The organism is Ideonella sp. B508-1 (assembly GCF_000333615.1).
GTDB lineage: Bacteria > Pseudomonadota > Gammaproteobacteria > Burkholderiales > Burkholderiaceae_C > Ideonella.
In genome coordinates this window covers 1-17,037 of the sequence record NZ_BADL01000433.1, presented here as the reverse complement: position 1 = coordinate 17,037, position 17,037 = coordinate 1, and the positions used below count along the sequence as shown (strand labels likewise).

General features: G+C 71.1%; 15 protein-coding genes and 1 pseudogene. 10 read left to right on the top strand and 6 right to left on the bottom strand.

Annotation, left to right across the window (positions count from 1 at the left end; genetic code table 11):
• Positions 1–1,076: pseudogene (locus tag I73_RS17590) on the bottom strand (transcription-repair coupling factor); the annotation flags it as partial.
• A gap of 92 nt (positions 1,077–1,168) precedes the next feature.
• Between I73_RS17590 and ispD the strand changes: the two are divergent.
• Complete coding sequence (gene ispD, locus I73_RS28745) at positions 1,169–2,263, top strand: 2-C-methyl-D-erythritol 4-phosphate cytidylyltransferase (protein ID WP_083876860.1); 1,095 nt, start codon at positions 1,169–1,171, stop codon at positions 2,261–2,263.
• Positions 2,260–2,760, top strand: coding sequence for a 2-C-methyl-D-erythritol 2,4-cyclodiphosphate synthase (gene ispF, locus I73_RS17580; protein WP_040500714.1), 501 nt, complete (start codon positions 2,260–2,262; stop codon positions 2,758–2,760). Before ispD ends, ispF begins: the two co-directional genes overlap by 4 nt.
• 24 nt (positions 2,761–2,784) lie before the next feature.
• Here ispF and I73_RS17575 read toward each other — a convergent pair whose 3' ends face one another.
• The 5 genes from I73_RS17575 to ompR form a co-directional block, all read right to left on the bottom strand.
• Positions 2,785–3,159, bottom strand: coding sequence for a DUF1850 domain-containing protein (locus I73_RS17575; RefSeq protein ID WP_022981815.1), 375 nt, complete (start codon positions 3,157–3,159; stop codon positions 2,785–2,787).
• Positions 3,160–3,167: 8 nt separating this feature from the next.
• A complete protein-coding gene (locus tag I73_RS17570; RefSeq protein WP_022981814.1) occupies positions 3,168–5,294 on the bottom strand; it encodes a TRAP transporter permease in 2,127 nt (708 codons plus the stop codon).
• Between the two features lie 116 nt (positions 5,295–5,410).
• Positions 5,411–6,361, bottom strand: coding sequence for a TAXI family TRAP transporter solute-binding subunit (locus I73_RS17565; RefSeq protein ID WP_022981813.1), 951 nt, complete (start codon positions 6,359–6,361; stop codon positions 5,411–5,413).
• A gap of 138 nt (positions 6,362–6,499) precedes the next feature.
• The gene (locus I73_RS17560; protein ID WP_022981812.1) at positions 6,500–7,834 is read right to left on the bottom strand and encodes a sensor histidine kinase; all 1,335 of its coding nucleotides are present in this window, start codon (positions 7,832–7,834) and stop codon (positions 6,500–6,502) included.
• A 44-nt stretch (positions 7,835–7,878) separates the two neighbouring features.
• The gene (ompR, locus tag I73_RS17555) at positions 7,879–8,613 is read right to left on the bottom strand and encodes a two-component system response regulator OmpR (protein ID WP_022981811.1); all 735 of its coding nucleotides are present in this window, start codon (positions 8,611–8,613) and stop codon (positions 7,879–7,881) included.
• A 152-nt stretch (positions 8,614–8,765) separates the two neighbouring features.
• Here ompR and I73_RS28740 point away from each other — a divergent pair, with 152 nt between their 5' ends.
• The 8 genes from I73_RS28740 to I73_RS17515 all read left to right on the top strand — a co-directional run.
• Positions 8,766–9,347, top strand: coding sequence for an outer membrane beta-barrel protein (locus I73_RS28740; protein ID WP_022981810.1), 582 nt, complete (start codon positions 8,766–8,768; stop codon positions 9,345–9,347).
• Between the two features lie 12 nt (positions 9,348–9,359).
• The gene (locus I73_RS17545; protein WP_022981809.1) at positions 9,360–9,992 is read left to right on the top strand and encodes an outer membrane beta-barrel domain-containing protein; all 633 of its coding nucleotides are present in this window, start codon (positions 9,360–9,362) and stop codon (positions 9,990–9,992) included.
• A gap of 3 nt (positions 9,993–9,995) precedes the next feature.
• Entirely contained in the window at positions 9,996–10,502 is a 507-nt protein-coding gene (locus I73_RS17540; RefSeq protein ID WP_040500712.1) for a TlpA disulfide reductase family protein, read from the top strand.
• Positions 10,503–10,505: 3 nt separating this feature from the next.
• Positions 10,506–10,751, top strand: coding sequence for a DUF4266 domain-containing protein (locus I73_RS17535; protein ID WP_022981807.1), 246 nt, complete (start codon positions 10,506–10,508; stop codon positions 10,749–10,751).
• The gene (locus I73_RS17530; RefSeq protein ID WP_022981806.1) at positions 10,738–11,889 is read left to right on the top strand and encodes a DUF3570 domain-containing protein; all 1,152 of its coding nucleotides are present in this window, start codon (positions 10,738–10,740) and stop codon (positions 11,887–11,889) included. Before I73_RS17535 ends, I73_RS17530 begins: the two co-directional genes overlap by 14 nt.
• The gene (locus I73_RS17525; RefSeq protein WP_022981805.1) at positions 11,889–12,476 is read left to right on the top strand and encodes a hypothetical protein; all 588 of its coding nucleotides are present in this window, start codon (positions 11,889–11,891) and stop codon (positions 12,474–12,476) included. The genes I73_RS17530 and I73_RS17525 overlap by 1 nt, the downstream gene beginning before the upstream one ends.
• Positions 12,473–14,554 (top strand): hypothetical protein, encoded by a 2,082-nt coding sequence (locus I73_RS28735; RefSeq protein WP_148289837.1) that lies wholly within the window; start codon positions 12,473–12,475, stop codon positions 14,552–14,554. Before I73_RS17525 ends, I73_RS28735 begins: the two co-directional genes overlap by 4 nt.
• Positions 14,538–17,037 (top strand): tetratricopeptide repeat protein (locus I73_RS17515; RefSeq protein WP_022981803.1); only part of this gene is annotated, 2,500 nt, incomplete at its 3' end. The genes I73_RS28735 and I73_RS17515, both read left to right, overlap by 17 nt.

Below are 17,037 nucleotides of genomic sequence, written 5' to 3'. Positions count from 1 at the left end.
GTGGCGCCGCGGCTCACGCTCACATCGGGCAGCGGGCGGGCCCAGTCCACCGGCTCGCTGCCGCGCAGGGCCAGGGTGGCATGGGCGCCGGTGCGGGTGAAGAATTCCTCGACCTTCAGGTAGATGGCCTCGGGCGGCAGGATGGGCCGCTCCGGGTCGTGCTGCAGGAAGCGGTGGCGCTCGCGCGTGTCGGTCCAGAAGCGCTGCAGGGCCTCGTCCACTTCGCCATGCAGCACTAGGTTCGCCTGCGGGCCGAGGTAGTCGAAGATCGTCGCCGTCTCGTCGAAGAACAGCGGCAGGTAGTACTCGATGCCGGCGGTGGCGATGCCCTGGGCGATGTCCTTGTAGATGCGGCTCTTGGTCGGGTCGCCTTCGAGCTTCTCGCGCCAGCGCTCGCGAAAGCGCTGCCGCGCCGTCTCGTCCATCGGGAACTCGCGCCCGGGCAGCAGCTGCACCTCGGGCACCGGGTAGAGGCTGCGCTGGCTGTCCGGGTCGAAGGTGCGGATCGAGTCGATCTCGTTGTCGAACAGGTCCACCCGGTAGGGCACGGGCGAGCCCATGGGGAACAGGTCGATCAGGCCGCCGCGCACCGCGTACTCGCCGGGCGACACCACCTGGCTCACATGGCTGTAGCCGGCCAGAGTCAGCTGGCTCTTCAGGGCCGCCTCGTCCAGCTTCGTTTTCTGCTTGAACTGGAAGGTGGTGCCGGCCAGGAAGGACGGCGGCGCCAGCCGCGTGAGCGCGGTGGTGGCGGGCAGCAGCACCACGTCCACCGTGCCACTGTGGATGCGCCAGAGCGTGGCCAGACGCTCGGAGATCAGGTCCTGGTGCGGGCTGAAGGTGTCGTAGGGCAGGGTCTCCCAGTCCGGGAACACTGCCACCCGCAGCCCGGGGGCGAAGAAGGCCATCTCCTCGGCCAGTCGCTGGGCGTCGCCCGGCTCGGCGGTGACGATGCCCAGCACCTGCCCTTCGGCCACCCGGGCCTGGGCGTGCCGGGCCAGCAGCAGGGCGTCGGCCGAGCCGGTGGGGCGGGGCAGGGTGAAACGTTTGCCGGGGGCGATGTGGGGCAGCTGCATGGGGCGTGGCGCGCGCGGGGGCGCTGAAAACGACAACACGCCCCGGAGCCAGGCTCGGGGGCGTTGAACCCCGCAATTCTAGAATCCGGGCGATGACCACCTACACCGTCGGGGCCGAGCCCCGCTGCTTCGCGATCGTGCCCTGCGCGGGCACCGGCAGCCGCGCCGGCAGCTTCCAACCCAAGCAATACGAGCCGGTGGCAGGCCAGCCGCTGGTGGCCCACACCCTGGCCGCCCTCTCGCGCGTGGAGCGCCTGGCCGGCATCCTGGTGGTGCTGGCCGAGGACGACACCCAGTTCGAGGAAGACCTGCCGGGTCTGGCCGATGCCGCCGAGGGCCGCATCTGGCTGGCCAAGGTGGGCGGCGCCACCCGGGCCGAAACCGTGGCCAATGGCCTGAACGAGTTGCGCACCCGCGGCGCCCAGCCGCAGGACTGGGTGCTGGTGCACGACGCCGCCCGCTGCCTGCTGCGCCCGGCCTGGGTGGACCGCCTGATCGACGCCTGCCAGGACGACGAGGTGGGTGGCCTGCTGGCGCTGCCGGTGGCCGACACGCTCAAGGCCGAAGAGGCGGGCCGCGTGGCCGCCACCGTGGACCGCAACGGCAAATGGGCGGCGCAGACGCCGCAGATGTTCCGCCTGGGGATGCTGGCGCCCGCGCTGGCCTTTGCCGGCGAGCAGGTGACCGACGAGGCCAGCGCCATCGAGGCCCTGGGCCACAGCCCGAAGCTGGTGCGCGGCGACTACGAGAACTTCAAGGTCACCTGGCCGGGCGACTTCGCGCTGGCCGAGCGCCTCTTGAGCACCGCGCGCCGTGGCGCCGAGGCACGGGCCTTCGTGCCCGCGCGCGATTTCGCGCTGTCGCAGCGCTTCTACGAGGCCCTGGGCTTCAGCCGCGAGTTCGCCCAGGGCAATCTGGCCGGCTACCGCATGGGGCAGACGGCCTTTCTGCTGCAGGACTTTTTCGAGCCTGCCCACGCGGCGAACTTCATGATGCACCTGACGCTGGATGACCTGCAGACCTTCTGGGCCCGGCTGGAGCAGGAGGGCGTGCTGGGCCGCTTTGCCGAGCACGGTGTGCGCGCCGAGCCGCCGCAGCAGCGGCCCTGGGGCCTGGTGGACATGACGCTGACCGACCCCAGCGGCGTGCTCTGGCGCATCGCCCAGCGCATGGAGGTGGCCGAATGAGCACGACGAGTTTGCCCGCGCTGCGGGTGGGCGAGGGCTGGGACACCCACGCCCTGGTGGTGGGCCGGCCGCTGGTGCTGGGCGGCGTCACCATTGCGCACAGCCACGGCCTGCTGGGCCACTCGGATGCCGACGCCCTGCTGCACGCCATCACCGACGCGGTGCTGGGCGGGGCGGGGCTGGGTGACATCGGTCGCCACTTCCCGGACACGGCGGTCGAGTTCCAGGGCGCCGATTCGCACCGCCTGCTGACCGAGGCCATGCGCCGGGTGCGCGCGGCCGGCTGGCAGGTGGTCAATGTGGACTGCACCATCGTCGCCCAGGCACCCAAGATGGCGCCGCACGTGCCGGCCATGGTGGCGCGCATCGCCGAGGCCCTGGGCATTGAGCCCGCACGGGTCAACGTCAAGGCCAAGACGGCCGAGAAGATGGGCCCGGTGGGCGAGGGCCGGGCCATCGAGACCCGCGCCGTCTGCCTGCTGGCTGCCCTGGGCTGAGCCGCAAGCGCTTTCCCGAGGTATTCAGGGACTATCGCAGCCGCGCATCCGCACTGGGCCCTTGCCAGGCACCCATTGATGCAGCAGCTGGCAGCGGCCCTGGGCGCACAGGGTGTGGTCGGCGGTGAAGTCCGAGGCGGCCAGCACCACCTCGGGCTGGGGCGGCACCCGGGGTCGGTAGTGCCAGGCACCGTCGCGCAGCACCGCGCCGTCTGGTGGCTCCATGCCCGCACCCGAGCCCTGGATGCTGGCATCCACCACGACCAGGCCGGCGGGCGTGACCTGCCACTGCTCCTCCCAGCGGATCTTCTCGATCGAGTGGGTCCAGCTGAGGCTGAAATGGCTGGCCGCCACGACCACGGTGGTGGCCGCGCGGCTCAGGCACAGGGCCAGGGGCATTGCGGTGCTCAGGCCCCGCTGGCCACGCCGGCCGGCCGCAGGCGCTTGAGCTGCCAGCCGTTCCAGACCAGCATCAGCGCGCCAGCGGCAAAACCCAGCTCGTCGGTGAAGGGCACGGCGGCCACCAGCAGCAGGGCCCCGGCCGCGCACCACAGCCGCTCCAGCACATGCAGCGGGCGCGACAGGTAGCCGATGGCGGCCGCCCCCCACAGGCCGATGGCCACCAGGCACTTGAAGATCATGTAGGCCGCAGCCCCCCAGTGCAGCACGCCATCGGCGCCGGGCTGCAGCATCAGCGCCGGGTCGTAGACGGCCATGTAGGGCACGACGAAGCCGGCCGCGGCGATCTGGGTGGCCTTCATGCCGATCTTCATCGGCGAGGCGCGGGCGATCGACGCCGCGGCGAAGGCGGCCAGGGCCACCGGCGGCGTCAGGTCGGCCATGATGCCGAAGTAGAAGACGAACATGTGCGAGACGATCAGCGGCACGCCCAGCTTGAGCAGGGCCGGCGCGGCGATCGAGCTGGTGATGATGTAGTTCGGGATCGTCGGGATGCCCATGCCCAGGATCAGGCAGACGATCATCGTCAGCACCAGGGACAGGAACAGGCTCTTCTCGCCCACCTGCAGGATGTAGCCCGCGAAGCTGGTGGCCGCGCCGGTCAGCGTCAGCGTGCCGATGATGACGCCGACGATGGCACAGGCCAGGCCCACCGGCACCGCCTGCTTGGCACCGTCGATCAGGCTGTCGCGCAGCGCGGCCAGGGTGCTGCGGCCGCCCTGGGCCACCGCATTGGCCGCCACCAGCGCGGCGATCAGGCCCAGGATGACCCAGATGCCGAACTTGGCGAAGAAGGAGGCCACGATGCCCAGGCCGATCCAGAACACCACCCGCATGGCCTGCTGACCGAACTGCGCGGCCACCGTGGTGCCCAGGATCAGCACGCCGGTCAGGGCCAGGCCGGTGAGGCCGGCGAACATCGGCGTGAAGCCGTGGAACAGCATGGCCACCAGGGCGGCCAGCGGCAGCATCAGGTACCAGCGCTCGCGGATGGCCCGCCAGGGGTTGGGGCACTGCTCCTTGGGCAGGCCCAGCAGGTTGGCGCGGCCGGCCTCCAGGTGCACCATCCAGAAGGTGGTCACGTAGTAGAGCAGGGCGGGCACCACCGCGGCCTTGCAGATCTCGGCGTAGGGCACGTTGAGCGTCTCGGCCATGATGAAGGCCACCGCGCCCATCACCGGCGGCATGATCTGGCCACCCATCGAGGCGGTGGCCTCCACCGCGCCGGCGAAGTGCGGCGCATAGCCGAAGCGCTTCATCAGCGGGATGGTGAACTGGCCCACGGTCAGCACATTGGCCACGCCCGAGCCGGAGATGGTGCCCATGAAGCCCGAGGACACCACAGCCACCTTGGCCGGGCCGCCCTTGGCATGGCCGACGAAGCCCAGGGCCATCTCGTTGAACAGCCGGATCATGCCGGCGTGCTCCAGGAAGGCGCCGAACAGGATGAACAGGAAGATGTAGGTCGCCGACACCAGGGTGGGCGTGCCGTAGATGCCTTCGGTGCCGGAATGCAACTGCGAGACGATCTGGTCCATGCCGAAGGGCCGGTGGGCTAGCTCGCCGGGCAGGTATTCACCGAAGATGCCGTAGGCCAGGAACAGGGCGCAGACGATGGGCAGGGCCAGGCCCAGCACCCGGCGGCTGGCCTCGAACAGCAGCACCACGCAAGCGATGCCCACCACCATGTCGGCGGTGTTCGGCTCGCCCGAGCGCATCACCAGATCGGCCTCGAACTTCCAGTGGTACAGGCCCAGCACGAAGCAGCCCAGGGCCAGCAGCAGGTCGATCCAGGGCAGGCGGTCGCGGGCGCTCTTGGCCCGGGCCGGGTAGAGCAGGAAGGCCAGCAGCATCAGGAAGCCCACGTGGATGGAACGCGTGGGCAGGCTGGACAGGGGCGAGAAGGCCGCCACCACCAGCTGGAAGACGGAGAAGGACAGGGCAGCGATCACCACCAGCCAGGCAGCCCAGCCGCCCAGGCGGCGGGTGTGGCCGTGGTCGTCCGAAGGGTGGTCGAGGTTTTGCAGAAGATCGTCGGCCCGCGCTGCGGCGCCGGCCGGGACGGAAGAAGACATGCGGGAACTCCTGCGCGCGGGGCAGAGGGGCGCCTCGGCACAGGCCGGGGCGCGGGGGCAGTCAGGCGAAACAAAGTGAGGGAAAGGAGAGGGCGCGCGGCCTGCTCACTTCACGCTCACTTCATCAGGCCGGCTTCCTTGTAGTACCTGATCGCGCCGGGGTGCAGCGGGATGGGCGAGGAGTTGGCCGCGTTCTGCGGGTTGATGCCCTTGGCCGCCGAGTGCGCGGCCACCAGGGCCGGCAGGTTGGTGAACATGGCCTTGGTCATCTGGTAGACCGTCTCGTCGGGCACGCCGGCATGGGTCACCAGGAAGTTCTGGATGGCCGCGGTGGGCACGTCGGCAGTCTGGCCGTCGTAGGTGTTGGCCGGGATGGTGGCCGGCTGGTAGGCGGTGTCTCCAACCTTGGCGATGACGTCGGCCGGGATGGGCACGACGACGATCTTCATCGAGGTGGACAGATCCCGCAGGGCCGACACGCCCAGGCCGGCGGACTGCAGCGTGGCGTCGAGCTGGCGGTTCTTCATCAGCTCGACCGATTCGCCGAAGGGCAGGTATTCCACCTTGCCCAGGCTCTGGTAGCTCAAGCCGGCGGCCCGCAGGATGGCGCGCGCGTTCAGCTCGGTGCCGGACTTGGGTGCGCCCACGGACACGCGCTTGCCCTTGAGGTCGGCCAGGGTGCGGATGCCGGAATCGGCGCTGGCGACGATCTGGATGTAGTTGGAGTAGATGCCGGCGACGGTGCGCAGTTTCTTCAGCGGGGCCTTGAAGCCGGCCTCGGCATTGCCCTGCCAGGCATCGGACAGCGAATCACCCAGGGTGAAGCCGATTTCGCCGCGGCCGGCCTCCAGCAGGTTCAGGTTCTCGGCCGAGGCCTTGGTGGCCTGCACCGTGACCTTGGCATTGGGCATGGCCTTGCCGTAGAGCTGGGACAGGGCCACGCCCATCGGGTAATAGACCCCGCTGGTGCCGCCGGTCAGGACGTTGATGAACTGGGCCTGGGCCGAGGCGGTGGCCATCGAAAAGGCGCAGACCGCGCCAGCGATCAGGGCGTGCAGCTTCCGCATGCTTTGTCTCCGTGTTGGTCTGTGGGTGATGACAGTGCCATCGTGGGTGCATGTTGCACGCACAGGACCAGTCTGCGCAGACGGAGAAACCTCAGGGCGCGTCCCTGAAAATGCAGATGTGGTGGGCTGAGTTGGGGCTCAGTTCGCTCGGCGCAGCCGGATGTGGGCCATCAGGCCGCCATCGCGGGCGTTCACCAACTCCAGCGAGGCGCCGATGCGCTGCAGCGCCTTCTTGACGATGGCCAGGCCCAGGCCGGCACCGGTGGCTGCGGTGCGGGCGGCGTCGCCGCGGAAGAAGGGGGTGGTCAGTTGGTCGAGCTTCTCGGGTGGCACGCCCTGGCCATAGTCGCGCACGGTGACGATGACCGTGTCGCCGGTGATGACGTGGCTGACCTTGACCTTGGCCACACCGGTCTCCAATGTGCGGCCATAGCGGCGCGCGTTCTCGAACAGATTGGCGAACACGCGGCCCAGTTCCACGTCGTCGCCATGCACCCTGATGTCCGGAGGCAAGCGCAGCGAGAAGCGGATCTGCGACTTGTCGCGGAAGGCGGCCGCCTCGCGCTCGATCACCGAACTCAGGTCCACCGGCCGGGTCTTGGTGTCGTCCGGCCGGGCGTAGTCCATGAACTTGTCGATGATGGCGTCGAGCTGGTCGATGTCCTGGGCCATCGCCTTGCGCGCCTCCTCGTCGGCCACGCTGATCTCGGCCTCCAGCCGCAGGCGGGCCAGCGGCGTGCGCAGGTCGTGCGAGATGCCGGCCAGCATCACCGCACGCTCCTCCTCGACCTTGGCGAGTTCGCGGGCCATGCGGTTGAAGCCGATGTTCACCGCGCGGATCTCGGTGGTGATGTTGCTCTCGTCCAGGCGCGAGTCGTATTCGCCCTCGCGGATGCGGCTGGCCGCGAAGGACAGGTTCTTCAGCGGCTTGTTGATCAGGCTGGCGATGACCGCCGCGCCCAGCACCGAGAAGAACAGGGCGATCGAGACCCAGACGATCCAGGTACGCGGGGTCAGCGGTTCGACCCGGGCGTAATCGGCCTGCAGCCAGTACGGGTCCTGCTCGATGGTGAAGCCGATCCAGAGGGCGGGCTCGTCATTGACCGAGCGGGCCAGCAGGGTGTCGTCACCCAGCAGGGACTTGAGTTCGGCGCCCACCTGGCGGGTGAAGCGGTCGGTTTCCAGCGGCTCCCAGCGATCGTCCCTGCTGCGCGGCAGGATGCGCACCGCCTCGCGCTCGCTCATGGTCTTGATGACCGCGATGCGGTTGATGCCGTCCGAATACTGCAGCGCCGCGCGCGAGAGGTTGACCAGGCTGGCCAGCTGCTGCGCGGCCTGGGCCACGCGGGGCTCGAACTCCAGCTGGCGCAGCGTCTGCACCCAGGCGGCCACGCCACCGGTCAACAGCAGGGCCAGCAGCACGAAAGTGCGCCAGAACAGGTTCAGCGACAGGGCGGGGCGTTTGAGGGACACGTCGGCGGGGTGCGCAGCCTGGCGCAGCAGCTGGGGTCAGGGATTCAGGCAGTGTCGCCGGGAATGAACACGTAGCCCACGCCCCAGACGGTCTGGATGTAGCGCGGATTGGACGGGTCGGGTTCCAGCATCTTGCGCAGGCGGGAGATCTGCACGTCCAGGCTGCGGTCGAAGGGTTCGAACTCGCGGCCGCGGGCCAACTGGGCCAGCTTGTCGCGCGACAGCGGCTGGCGCGGGTGGCGCACCAGGGCCTTGAGCATCGAGAACTCGCCGGTGGTCAGGGTGATCTGCTCGCCGTCCTTGGTCAGGCGGCGCAGCGAGAGGTCGAACTCGAAGGGGCCGAAGGTGACGGTCTGCGGCTCCTTGGCCGGGGCGCCCGGGGCCTCTTGCGTGGGCCGGCGGCGCAGCACGGCGTGGATGCGGGCCAGCAGTTCACGCGGGTTGAAGGGCTTGGGCAGGTAGTCGTCGGCACCCACCTCCAGGCCGACGATGCGGTCCACGTCCTCGACCTTGGCGGTCAGCATGATGATGGGGGTGCGGTCGCCCGCGGCGCGCAGGCGGCGGCAGATGGACAGGCCGTCTTCGCCGGGCAGCATCAGGTCCAGCACGATGAGGTCGATGGTTTCGCGGGTCTGCAGCCGGGCCAGGGCCTTGGCGTCTTCGGCCAGCAGCACGTCGAAACCCTCCTGGGTCAGGTAGCGGCGCAGCAGGTCGCGGATGCGGGCGTCGTCATCGACGACGACGATCCGGTCCTGGCGGGGGGAGGAGGTGGCATTCATGGTCAGACCCCAATTTGTAACAGAGACGGATTGTGCGGGGCGGATTTCGGGTTTCCGGGCGGCCCTGACCCTCTGTTACAAATGTTCCCGCTCTTTCACACCCCGGCGCCATCCGGTCGTCCACCCACCCGGCTTCATGCGTTAATGGATGCATGAAGACGACACATCTGCACCTTCTTCGCTCCGGCTGCCGTCTGGCCGGCCTGTCCATGCTCACGGCTGCGGCGGCGGCGCAGGCTCAGGTGCCTGCGGCGGCGCCCGAGGGCGTGCTCAACCTCAGCGCCCAGGCCACGGTGGAGGCGCCCCAGGACTGGATGACCCTGGTGCTGTCCGCCACCTTCGGCCGCTTCGACTCCGAGCCGGTCATCAAGCTCTGGGGTGGCTATCGCCTGTCCGACACGCTCAGCGTGGAGCTGGCCTCCAGCCAGGTGCAGGGCGTCTATGCCGGCACCAGCCTGTGGCATGTGGCCCTGCTGACCGAGCCCTGGTTCAAGCAGCGCCTCTCGCCCTTCTTCGGCGTGGGCATCGGCCGTTTCCACAACGTGCCCAACAAGAGCCTGATCGACGCCCACACCACCGACGCCAACCTGGGCATGGTCACGCTGGGCGTCAAGTACCACCTCAGCGAGCGCTTCGTCGCCCGGCTGGACTACGAGCTCACCACGGCCTTCCTCTCCGACGAGAAGACCTCCGACTACGGCGCCTACAGCGCCGGCCTCTCCTTCTTCTTCTGATCCCGCCCCACCATGCGACGCTCCCTCCTTCCCCTGCTGCTGGCCGCCCCCCTGTTCACCACCCCGGGCGCCCAGGCGGCCGACGCCGCCAGCGAAGCCCCCGTGCAGCCGCAGATCGACCGGCGCGACGTGCGGGTGCCGCGCTTTCCCTCCAATGACTTCGAAGCCGGCCTGTTCTTCGGCCCCTACTCCACGCAAAACTTCGGCAGCAGCATCGCCCTGGGCGGACGCCTGGGCTACCACATCACCGAGGACTTCTTCGTCGAGGCCGCCTACGGTCGCACCACGGTGAGTGACGACGCCTTCAAGCGCGTGCTGCCGGGCGGTGTCTTCACGCCGGGCGAGAACAAGCTCAGCTACAGCGACCTGTCGGTGGGCGTGAACGTGCTGCCCGGCGAGGTCTTTCTCGGGCGTGACCGCGCCCTGCCCTCGCAGCTCTACCTGATCGCCGGTGCCGGCACCACCCACTTCAACGGCCAGCGCCAGCAGACCTTCAACTTCGGCATGGGCACCAAGGTGTACTGGAACGACAGCTTCGCGCTGCGGGTGGACCTGCGCGACCACGTCTTCGCGCTGGACCTGCTGGGCAAACGCGACAGCACCCACAACCTCGAGCTGACCGCCGGCGCCTCCTTCCTGTTCTGAGCCATGCCCATGCTGTTGCGCCGTGCCCTGATCCTGTCCTCGCTGGGCCTCCTGTCCTTTGCCAACGCCCAGGCGGCCGCGCCCGCCCCAGGCGGCGCCGCGCCGGATTTCACCCTGCGCGCTCTGCACGGCCCCAATCTGCGCCTGAAGGAGCAGCGTGGCCAGGTCGTGTTGCTGAACTTCTGGGCCAGTTGGTGCGGCCCCTGCCGGGAGGAAATGCCCCAGCTCGACCGGCTCTACCGCAAGTACCAGTCGGCCGGCTTCACCCTGCTGGGCGTGAGCGTGGACGACGACCCCAAGGCCGCCGGCGCCATGGCCGACAAGCTGGGCGTGGCCTTCCCCGTGCTGCTCGACAACGACAAGCAGGTCAGCAAGGCCTATGACCTCAGCGCCATGCCCTCGACCGTGCTGATCGACCGCGACGGCCGCGTGCGCTACCTGCACCGCGGCTACCGCGACGGTTTCATCGCCACCTACGAACAGCAGATCCGCGAGCTGCTGAAGGACTGAGCCATGCCCCTGCTCTTCTCTCCTGCGCCGCGCAGCCTGTTGCTGTTCGGACTGGCCGTGGTCGGTGCCTGCAGCGGCTGCAGCACCGAGCCCTGGGTCAAGCCCTACGAGCGCGAGCGCCTGGCCGATCCGATGATGCAGTTCTCGCGCGAGATCCTGGCCGACAAGCAGCGCGACCACGTCTACTCGGTGCGCGAGGGCGCCCGCGGCGCCACCGGCGTGCAAGGGGGTGGCTGTGGCTGCAACTGAGCACCGCCTGCCCCGCTGGGCCCGCGCCCTCTGGGTTGTGGCCGCGCCCCTGCTCAAGCTGCTGGGCCTGACCGCCCTGGCGACCCCGGCCGCCCGCGCGGTGGACCTGCCCGAGGACCACGAGGAAGCGCTGATCCACCTCTACAACGGCGGCGGCGTCCAGGCCTACGGCCCGGCCCTGCTGGTGCGCAAGAGCGTGGCCGACAAGGTCTCGCTGACCGGCAGCCTCTATGTGGACATGGTCAGCAACGCCTCGATCGACGTGGTGACCACCGCCAGTCCCTTCCGCGAGAACCGCGTGGAATGGGGCCTGGGCGTGGACCATGTCGAGCAGGACACGTTGATGCACCTGGGCGTCTCACGCAGCACCGAGCCCGATTACGTGGCCAGTACCGCCAACCTGGATGTCTCGCAGGACGTCTTCGGCGGCATGAGCACGGTGGCCCTGGGCTTCACGCTGGGCCAGGACGATGTGGGACGCCATGGTGAAACGGGCTACTTCGACCACGCGCGCCACTGGCAGTACCGCCTGGGCCTGACCCAGATCCTGAGTCCGCGCTGGATCGCCTCGGTCAACGGCGAGGCCATCGCCGACGAGGGCTACCTGGGCAACCCCTACCGGGTGGCCCGGGTGTTCGGTGCCTATGTGCCCGAGCGCATGCCGCGCACCCGCACCGCCCGCGCGCTGCAGCTGCGGGTGATCGGAGACATCAGCGACGAGGGCGCCAGCGACCGCAGCGCGGTGCGGGCCTCCTACCGCTACTACCGCGACACCTGGGCGGTGCAAGCCAACACGCTGGAGCTGGGCTACACCCGGCACTTCGGCCCGGACTGGCTGGGCGACGTGGCCGTGCGCCTGAACCACCAGGGCGCCGCCCTGTTCTTCAGCGACAACGCGCAGACCGAGACCCGCTACGTCACCCGCAACCGCCAGCTCAGCGCCTTCAACAGCTACGCGCTGGCCGGCAAGCTCAGCTACACGCTGCCGGGCGAGACCGCCCAACGCTACGGCCTGCAGCTGAGCGCCAATCTCGAGCTGCTGAGCTTCCACTACAGCCAGTTCACCGACATCCGCACCGGGCAGCTCTACCACTTCAACGGGCAGAACCTGCAGCTGCTCCTCACCGGGAAGTTCTGATGCGACGACTCCACCTCCTGCTGGGCACCGCCCTGCTCGCCCTGGGCCTGAGCCTGTCCGCCCGGGCCCAGACCCCGCCCGCCGAGGCCGCATCCGCCGCGCCGGGTCCGGCCGCCAGCGCCTCGGCTCCCCTGCCGAGCGACGCCGCGCTCGACGCCCGCGCCGAAGACCTCAAGCGCGAGGTCATCGCCCTGAACCGCGACCTGCTGGCCCTGGAGGAAGAGCTGCTCTACCCGGCCAGCACCCAGGTCAACGTCTTCGTCTCGATGGACGTGGGCAAGCTGTTCATGCTGGAGTCGGTGCAGGTCAAGGTGGACGACAAGCTGGTCGCCCAGCACCTCTACACCCCGGCCGAGGTCAAGGCCCTTCACCGCGGCGGCGTGCAGCGCCTGTTCGTCGGCAACCTGCGCAGCGGCCCGCACGAGATCACCGCCTTCTTCACCGGCCAGGGCCCGCACGAGCGCGACTACAAGCGCGGCACCACGCTGCAGTTCGACAAGGGCAGCGAGACCCGCAACATCGAGCTGAAGGTGCGCGATGCCCTGGGCAAGCTGCAGCCCGAGTTCGACGTCAAAGTCTGGCCGTGACGCACCCGAGTTCCTCCGCGCCACGGCGCCACGGCCCCTTGCTGGCCACCCTGCTGGTGGCGGGCCTGCTGTGGGCCGGCCTGGGCCTGGCCGGGCCGGCGCGCGCCGCCTCCGACCCGCCCGAGCCCGAGCATGTGGTGAGGGCCCCGCACTACGGCGAGGTGCTGTTCCACTTCTATCAGGACCAGACCTTCACCGCGCTCACCTCGCTGATGGTCTCGCAGCAGTTCGACCGCCTGGGCGTGCACGCCGACGAGGCCGAGGTGCTGCGTGGCGGCCTGCTGCTGTCCTACGGCATGCACCGCGAGGCCGGCCAGGTCTTCGAGCGCCTGATCGACCACGGCGCCACGCCCGAGGTGCGCAACCGCGCCTGGTACTACCTGGCCCGGGTGCGCTACACCCGGGGTGAGCCCCAGGCCGCCGACGCCGCCCTGGCCCACATCCAGGGCGAGCTGCCCGGCGCACTCGACGACGACCGGCGCCTGCTGCAGGCCCAGGTCAAGCTGGCCCTGGCCCAACCCGTCCTGGCCGCCGAGGCCCTGACCCCGCTGGCCAGCGCAGACAAACCCCGCCCGCCCGCACCCGCGCCGGTGGACGAGGACAACCCACCGCCGCGCCCGGGCCTGCTGGCCCGCCTCACCGCCCTGGTGCTGGCCCCCTTCAGCGGCCCGGACCCGCTGGCCGCCACCGATGCCGACGCCCGGCTGTTCGCCCGCTACAACCTGGGCATCGCACTGATCCGCCAGGGCGACGCGGCCGGCGGCACCCGCTGGCTGGACGAACTGGGCCAGATGCCCGCGGCCAACGAGGAGCAGCGCGCCCTGCGCGACCAGGCCAACCTGGCCCTGGGCTACACCGCCCTGCAACGCGAGGCGCCCGAGCAGGCCCGCCAGTACCTGGAACGCATCCGCCTGAAGGGCCCCAGTTCAGACAAGGCCCTGCTGGGCTATGGCTGGGCCGCCCTGGGCCTGAAGCAGCCCAAGCTGGCCCTGGTGTCCTGGACCGAGCTGGCCCAGCGCGACCCCTCCCAGCCCGCCGTGCAGGAGGCCCGCCTGGCGGTGTCCTACGCCCTGGCCGAGCTGGGGGCCGACACCCAGGCCCGCGACGGCTACCAGTCGGCCCTGGGCAGCTACCAGGACGAGGACCACCGCCTGGGCGAGGCCATCGCCGCGCTGGACGACCCTGCCTGGCTGGACGAACTGCTGGCGCGCAACCCGGGCGTGGAGATGGCCTGGTTCCGCGACGCCCAGGACGTGCCCCACCTGCCGCACCTGCGCCTGCTCGCCCCGGCCCTGGCCGGCCACGCCTTCCAGGAAAGCTTCAAGACCTGGCGCGACCTGCGCTTTCTGCAGGACAACCTGGCCGCCTGGCAGGAGACCCTGGCCGTCTACCGCACCATGCTGGACGAGCGCCGCAAGGCCTTCCAGGAGCGCCTGCCCGACGTGGCCAGCCAGCGCCAGCAACTGGACCCGGCCGCGCTGCTGCCGCGCCAGCAACAGCTCGACGGCGAACTGGCCCAGGCCGAGGCGGACGCCGATGGCCGCGCCTTTGCCGACGCGGCCCAGCGCGCCCTGCTGCAGCGTGCCGACCGCGCCCGCGACACCCTGGCCCGGCTGCAGGCCGCGCCCGCCAGCCGGGACGCGCCCGCCGCCACGCTGCAGGACGCCGCCGAGCGCCTGCGCATCCTGCAGGGCCTGCTGGCCTGGGACCTGAGCCAGGCCTACCCGGAGCGCCGCTGGGCCGCCCGCAAGGCCCTGGGGGACAGCGCCCAGGGTCTGCAACAGGCCCAGGCCGCCCGCCAGGCCCTGGACCAGGCCGCGCGCGACGAGGCCCAGCGCTTCGTGCAGTTCCAGCAGCGCATCGACGAACTGTCCCGCCGCATCCAGGCCCTGCAGGCCCCGCTGGCCACGGCCAGCGCCCAGCAGGCTCAAGCCCTGAGCCGGCTGGCCCAGGACGGCCTGCGGCAACAGCAGGAACGCCTGGCCGGCTACGCCCAGCAGGCCCGCTACGCCCTGGCCCAGTTGCTGGACCGCGGCCGTGACGCATCGACGGAACCCGAGCATGCCCCGACGCCCTGAGCCCCGCCACCTGACCGTCCTGGCGGCTGCCCTCTCGGTCGCCTGGCTGGGCGGCTGCAGCCTGTGGTCGTCCCGCCCGGCGGGTGACGACGAACCCACCCTGCGCAGCCTGGCCGAGCGCGCACCCCCGGCCATCCAGACCGGCAAGCTGCGCAGCACCGAAGACCAGGCCCTGGCCGCCTGGCGCGCCCTGCTGGCGGCCCAGCCCGACCCGCGCCAGCGCGCCCAGGCCCTGCGCCGCCTGGGCGACCTGGAGATGGACCGCAGCGACAGCGCGCTGGCCGCCGACACCGGCGCCTCGGCGCCGCAGGCCAGCCACCGCGCGGCCATCGCCAGCTACCAGGCCTACCTGAAGGCCTACCCCCAGGCCCCGGACAACGACCGCGTGCTCTACCAGCTCGCCCGGGCCCACGAACTGGATGGCGAGCCCGAGGCCGCGCTGGCCACGCTGGACCGCCTGGTGGCCAGCTACCCCGCCACCCGTTATCTGGACGAGGTCCAGTTCCGCCGTGGCGAGCTGCTGTTCACCGCCCGCCAGTACCCGGCGGCCGAGCAGGCCTACAGCGCCGTGCTGGCCCGCCCCGAGCCCACCGTCTTCCACGACCGGGCGCTCTACATGCAGGGCTGGTCGCGCTTCAAGCAGGGCCAGCTCGACGGCGCGCTCGAGGCCTTTCTGGGCGTGCTCGACGGCAAGCTGGCCGACCAGGACCCGGCCGTGCCGCTGGAGCAACTCGACAGCCTGAGCCGGGCCGACCGCGAGCTGCTGGACGACAGCTTCCGCGTCGTCAGCCTGACGCTGGAGAACCTGCAGGGCGCGGCCAGCATCCCGCCGGTCACCGCCAGCCCGGCGCGCCAGCACTACCAGGTGCGGCTGTACCGGCACCTGGCGGCGCTCTACCTGCAGCAGGACCGCCCCAAGGACGCGGCCGACACCCTGCTGGCCTTCACCCGGCTGCGCCCCGACGACGCCCAGGCGCCCGCCCTGCAGAACGAGGTGATCGGCATCTACGCCCAGGCTGGCTTTGCCCAGCAGGCCCAGCAGGTCAAGGTGGACTTTGTGACCCGCTACGGCGCGCAAGGCCCCTACCGCCAGGCCAACCCCGGGGCCTGGCAGGATGCCCAGCCCCAGGTGCGCGAGCACCTGGCCGAGCTGGCCCGGCAGGCCCACGCCCAGGCGCAGCAAAGCCATGCCCCGGCCGACGTGGCCCAGGCCGTGCAGTGGTACCGCACCCTGCTGACCGACTTCCCGGACCATCCGGAGACGGCCGAGAACCGCTTCCTGATGGCCGAGCTGCTGTTCGAGGCCCGCCGCTTCGACGAAGCCGCCCAAGCCTACGAACAGACGGCCTACCCGGCTCAAACGCCGGACACGCCAGACGCTCCGACCGACAAGCCCAGCCCCGCGGGCATGGCGCCGGCGCGGCGCACCGAGGCCGGCTACGCCGCCGTGCTGGCCCGCGCCGAGCTGGTGAAGGCCGCCCCGGAGGCCAACCGCCCGGCGCTGGAGCGCGACCAGGTGGCCAGCGAGCTGCGCTTCGCACAGGCCTTCCCCGCCGACAGCCGCGCTCCGGCCGTGCAGGCCCACGCCGCCGAGACGCTGTACCGCCTGGGCGACGCCGCCGGCGCCAATGCCGCCGCGCTGGCCCTGCTGCAGCGCCAGCCCGCCGCCCCCGAGGCACAGCGCCGCACCGCGCTGAACGTGCTGGCCCACACCCGCTTCGAGGCCGGCGCCTTCGACGAGGCCGAGCGCTACACCCGCGAGACCCTGGCCCTGACCCCGGCCGCCGACGCCAGCCGACGCGACCTGACCGAACGCCTGGCCGCCTCGCTCTACAAGCAGGGCGAGCAGGCCCGCACGGCCGGCGACACCCGACGCGCCGCCGAGCTGTTCGGCCGCGTGACCACCGAGACCCCCGAGGCCAGCGCCCGGGTGGCCGCGCAGTTCGACGCCGCCACCCAGCGCCTGGCGCTGAAGGACTGGGCCGGTGCCAGCCAGCTGCTGGAGGACTTCCGCCAGCGCTTCCCGCGCGACGCCCTGCAGGCCCAGGTGCCGCCCAAGCTGGCCCTGGCCTACAGCGAGCAGGGCCGCTGGGCCGACGCCGCGGCCGAGGCCGAGCGCATCGCGCAGAGCGAGACGGACCCCGAGCGCGCCCGGGCCGCCCGCTGGCAAGCCGCCCAGTGGGCCGACCAGGCCCAGGCCGCCCCCGGCGCCCCGCCCCGTGCCCGCGCCGAGGCCGCCCGCAGCTGGGAGGCCTACTGGCGTGCCCACCCGCAGCCCCTGCCCGAGGCCGTGGAGGCCCTGAACCACCTGGTGCTGCTGGCCCATGCGGATGGCCAGACCCCGCGCGAACGCCAATGGCAGCGCACCCTGGTGCAGGCCGAGGCCGCGGGCGGCGCCGCCCGCACCGAGCGCAGCCGCAGCCTGGCGGCCCTGGCCGCGCTGGCCCTGGCCGACGAGGATGGCGAGGCCTTCCGCGCCGTGC

What these genes read in the sequence shown, in the direction of transcription:
- ispD (WP_083876860.1), top strand. Translation starts at nt 1,169, where the DNA reads ATGACCACCTACACCGTCGGGGCCGAGCCCCGCTGCTTCGCGATCGTG.
- ispF (WP_040500714.1), top strand. Translation starts at nt 2,260, where the DNA reads ATGAGCACGACGAGTTTGCCCGCGCTGCGGGTGGGCGAGGGCTGGGAC.
- I73_RS17575 (WP_022981815.1), bottom strand. Translation starts at nt 3,159, where the DNA reads ATGCCCCTGGCCCTGTGCCTGAGCCGCGCGGCCACCACCGTGGTCGTG.
- I73_RS17570 (WP_022981814.1), bottom strand. Translation starts at nt 5,294, where the DNA reads ATGTCTTCTTCCGTCCCGGCCGGCGCCGCAGCGCGGGCCGACGATCTT.
- I73_RS17565 (WP_022981813.1), bottom strand. Translation starts at nt 6,361, where the DNA reads ATGCGGAAGCTGCACGCCCTGATCGCTGGCGCGGTCTGCGCCTTTTCG.
- ompR (WP_022981811.1), bottom strand. Translation starts at nt 8,613, where the DNA reads ATGAATGCCACCTCCTCCCCCCGCCAGGACCGGATCGTCGTCGTCGAT.
- I73_RS28740 (WP_022981810.1), top strand. Translation starts at nt 8,766, where the DNA reads ATGAAGACGACACATCTGCACCTTCTTCGCTCCGGCTGCCGTCTGGCC.
- I73_RS17545 (WP_022981809.1), top strand. Translation starts at nt 9,360, where the DNA reads ATGCGACGCTCCCTCCTTCCCCTGCTGCTGGCCGCCCCCCTGTTCACC.
- I73_RS17540 (WP_040500712.1), top strand. Translation starts at nt 9,996, where the DNA reads ATGCCCATGCTGTTGCGCCGTGCCCTGATCCTGTCCTCGCTGGGCCTC.
- I73_RS17535 (WP_022981807.1), top strand. Translation starts at nt 10,506, where the DNA reads ATGCCCCTGCTCTTCTCTCCTGCGCCGCGCAGCCTGTTGCTGTTCGGA.
- I73_RS17525 (WP_022981805.1), top strand. Translation starts at nt 11,889, where the DNA reads ATGCGACGACTCCACCTCCTGCTGGGCACCGCCCTGCTCGCCCTGGGC.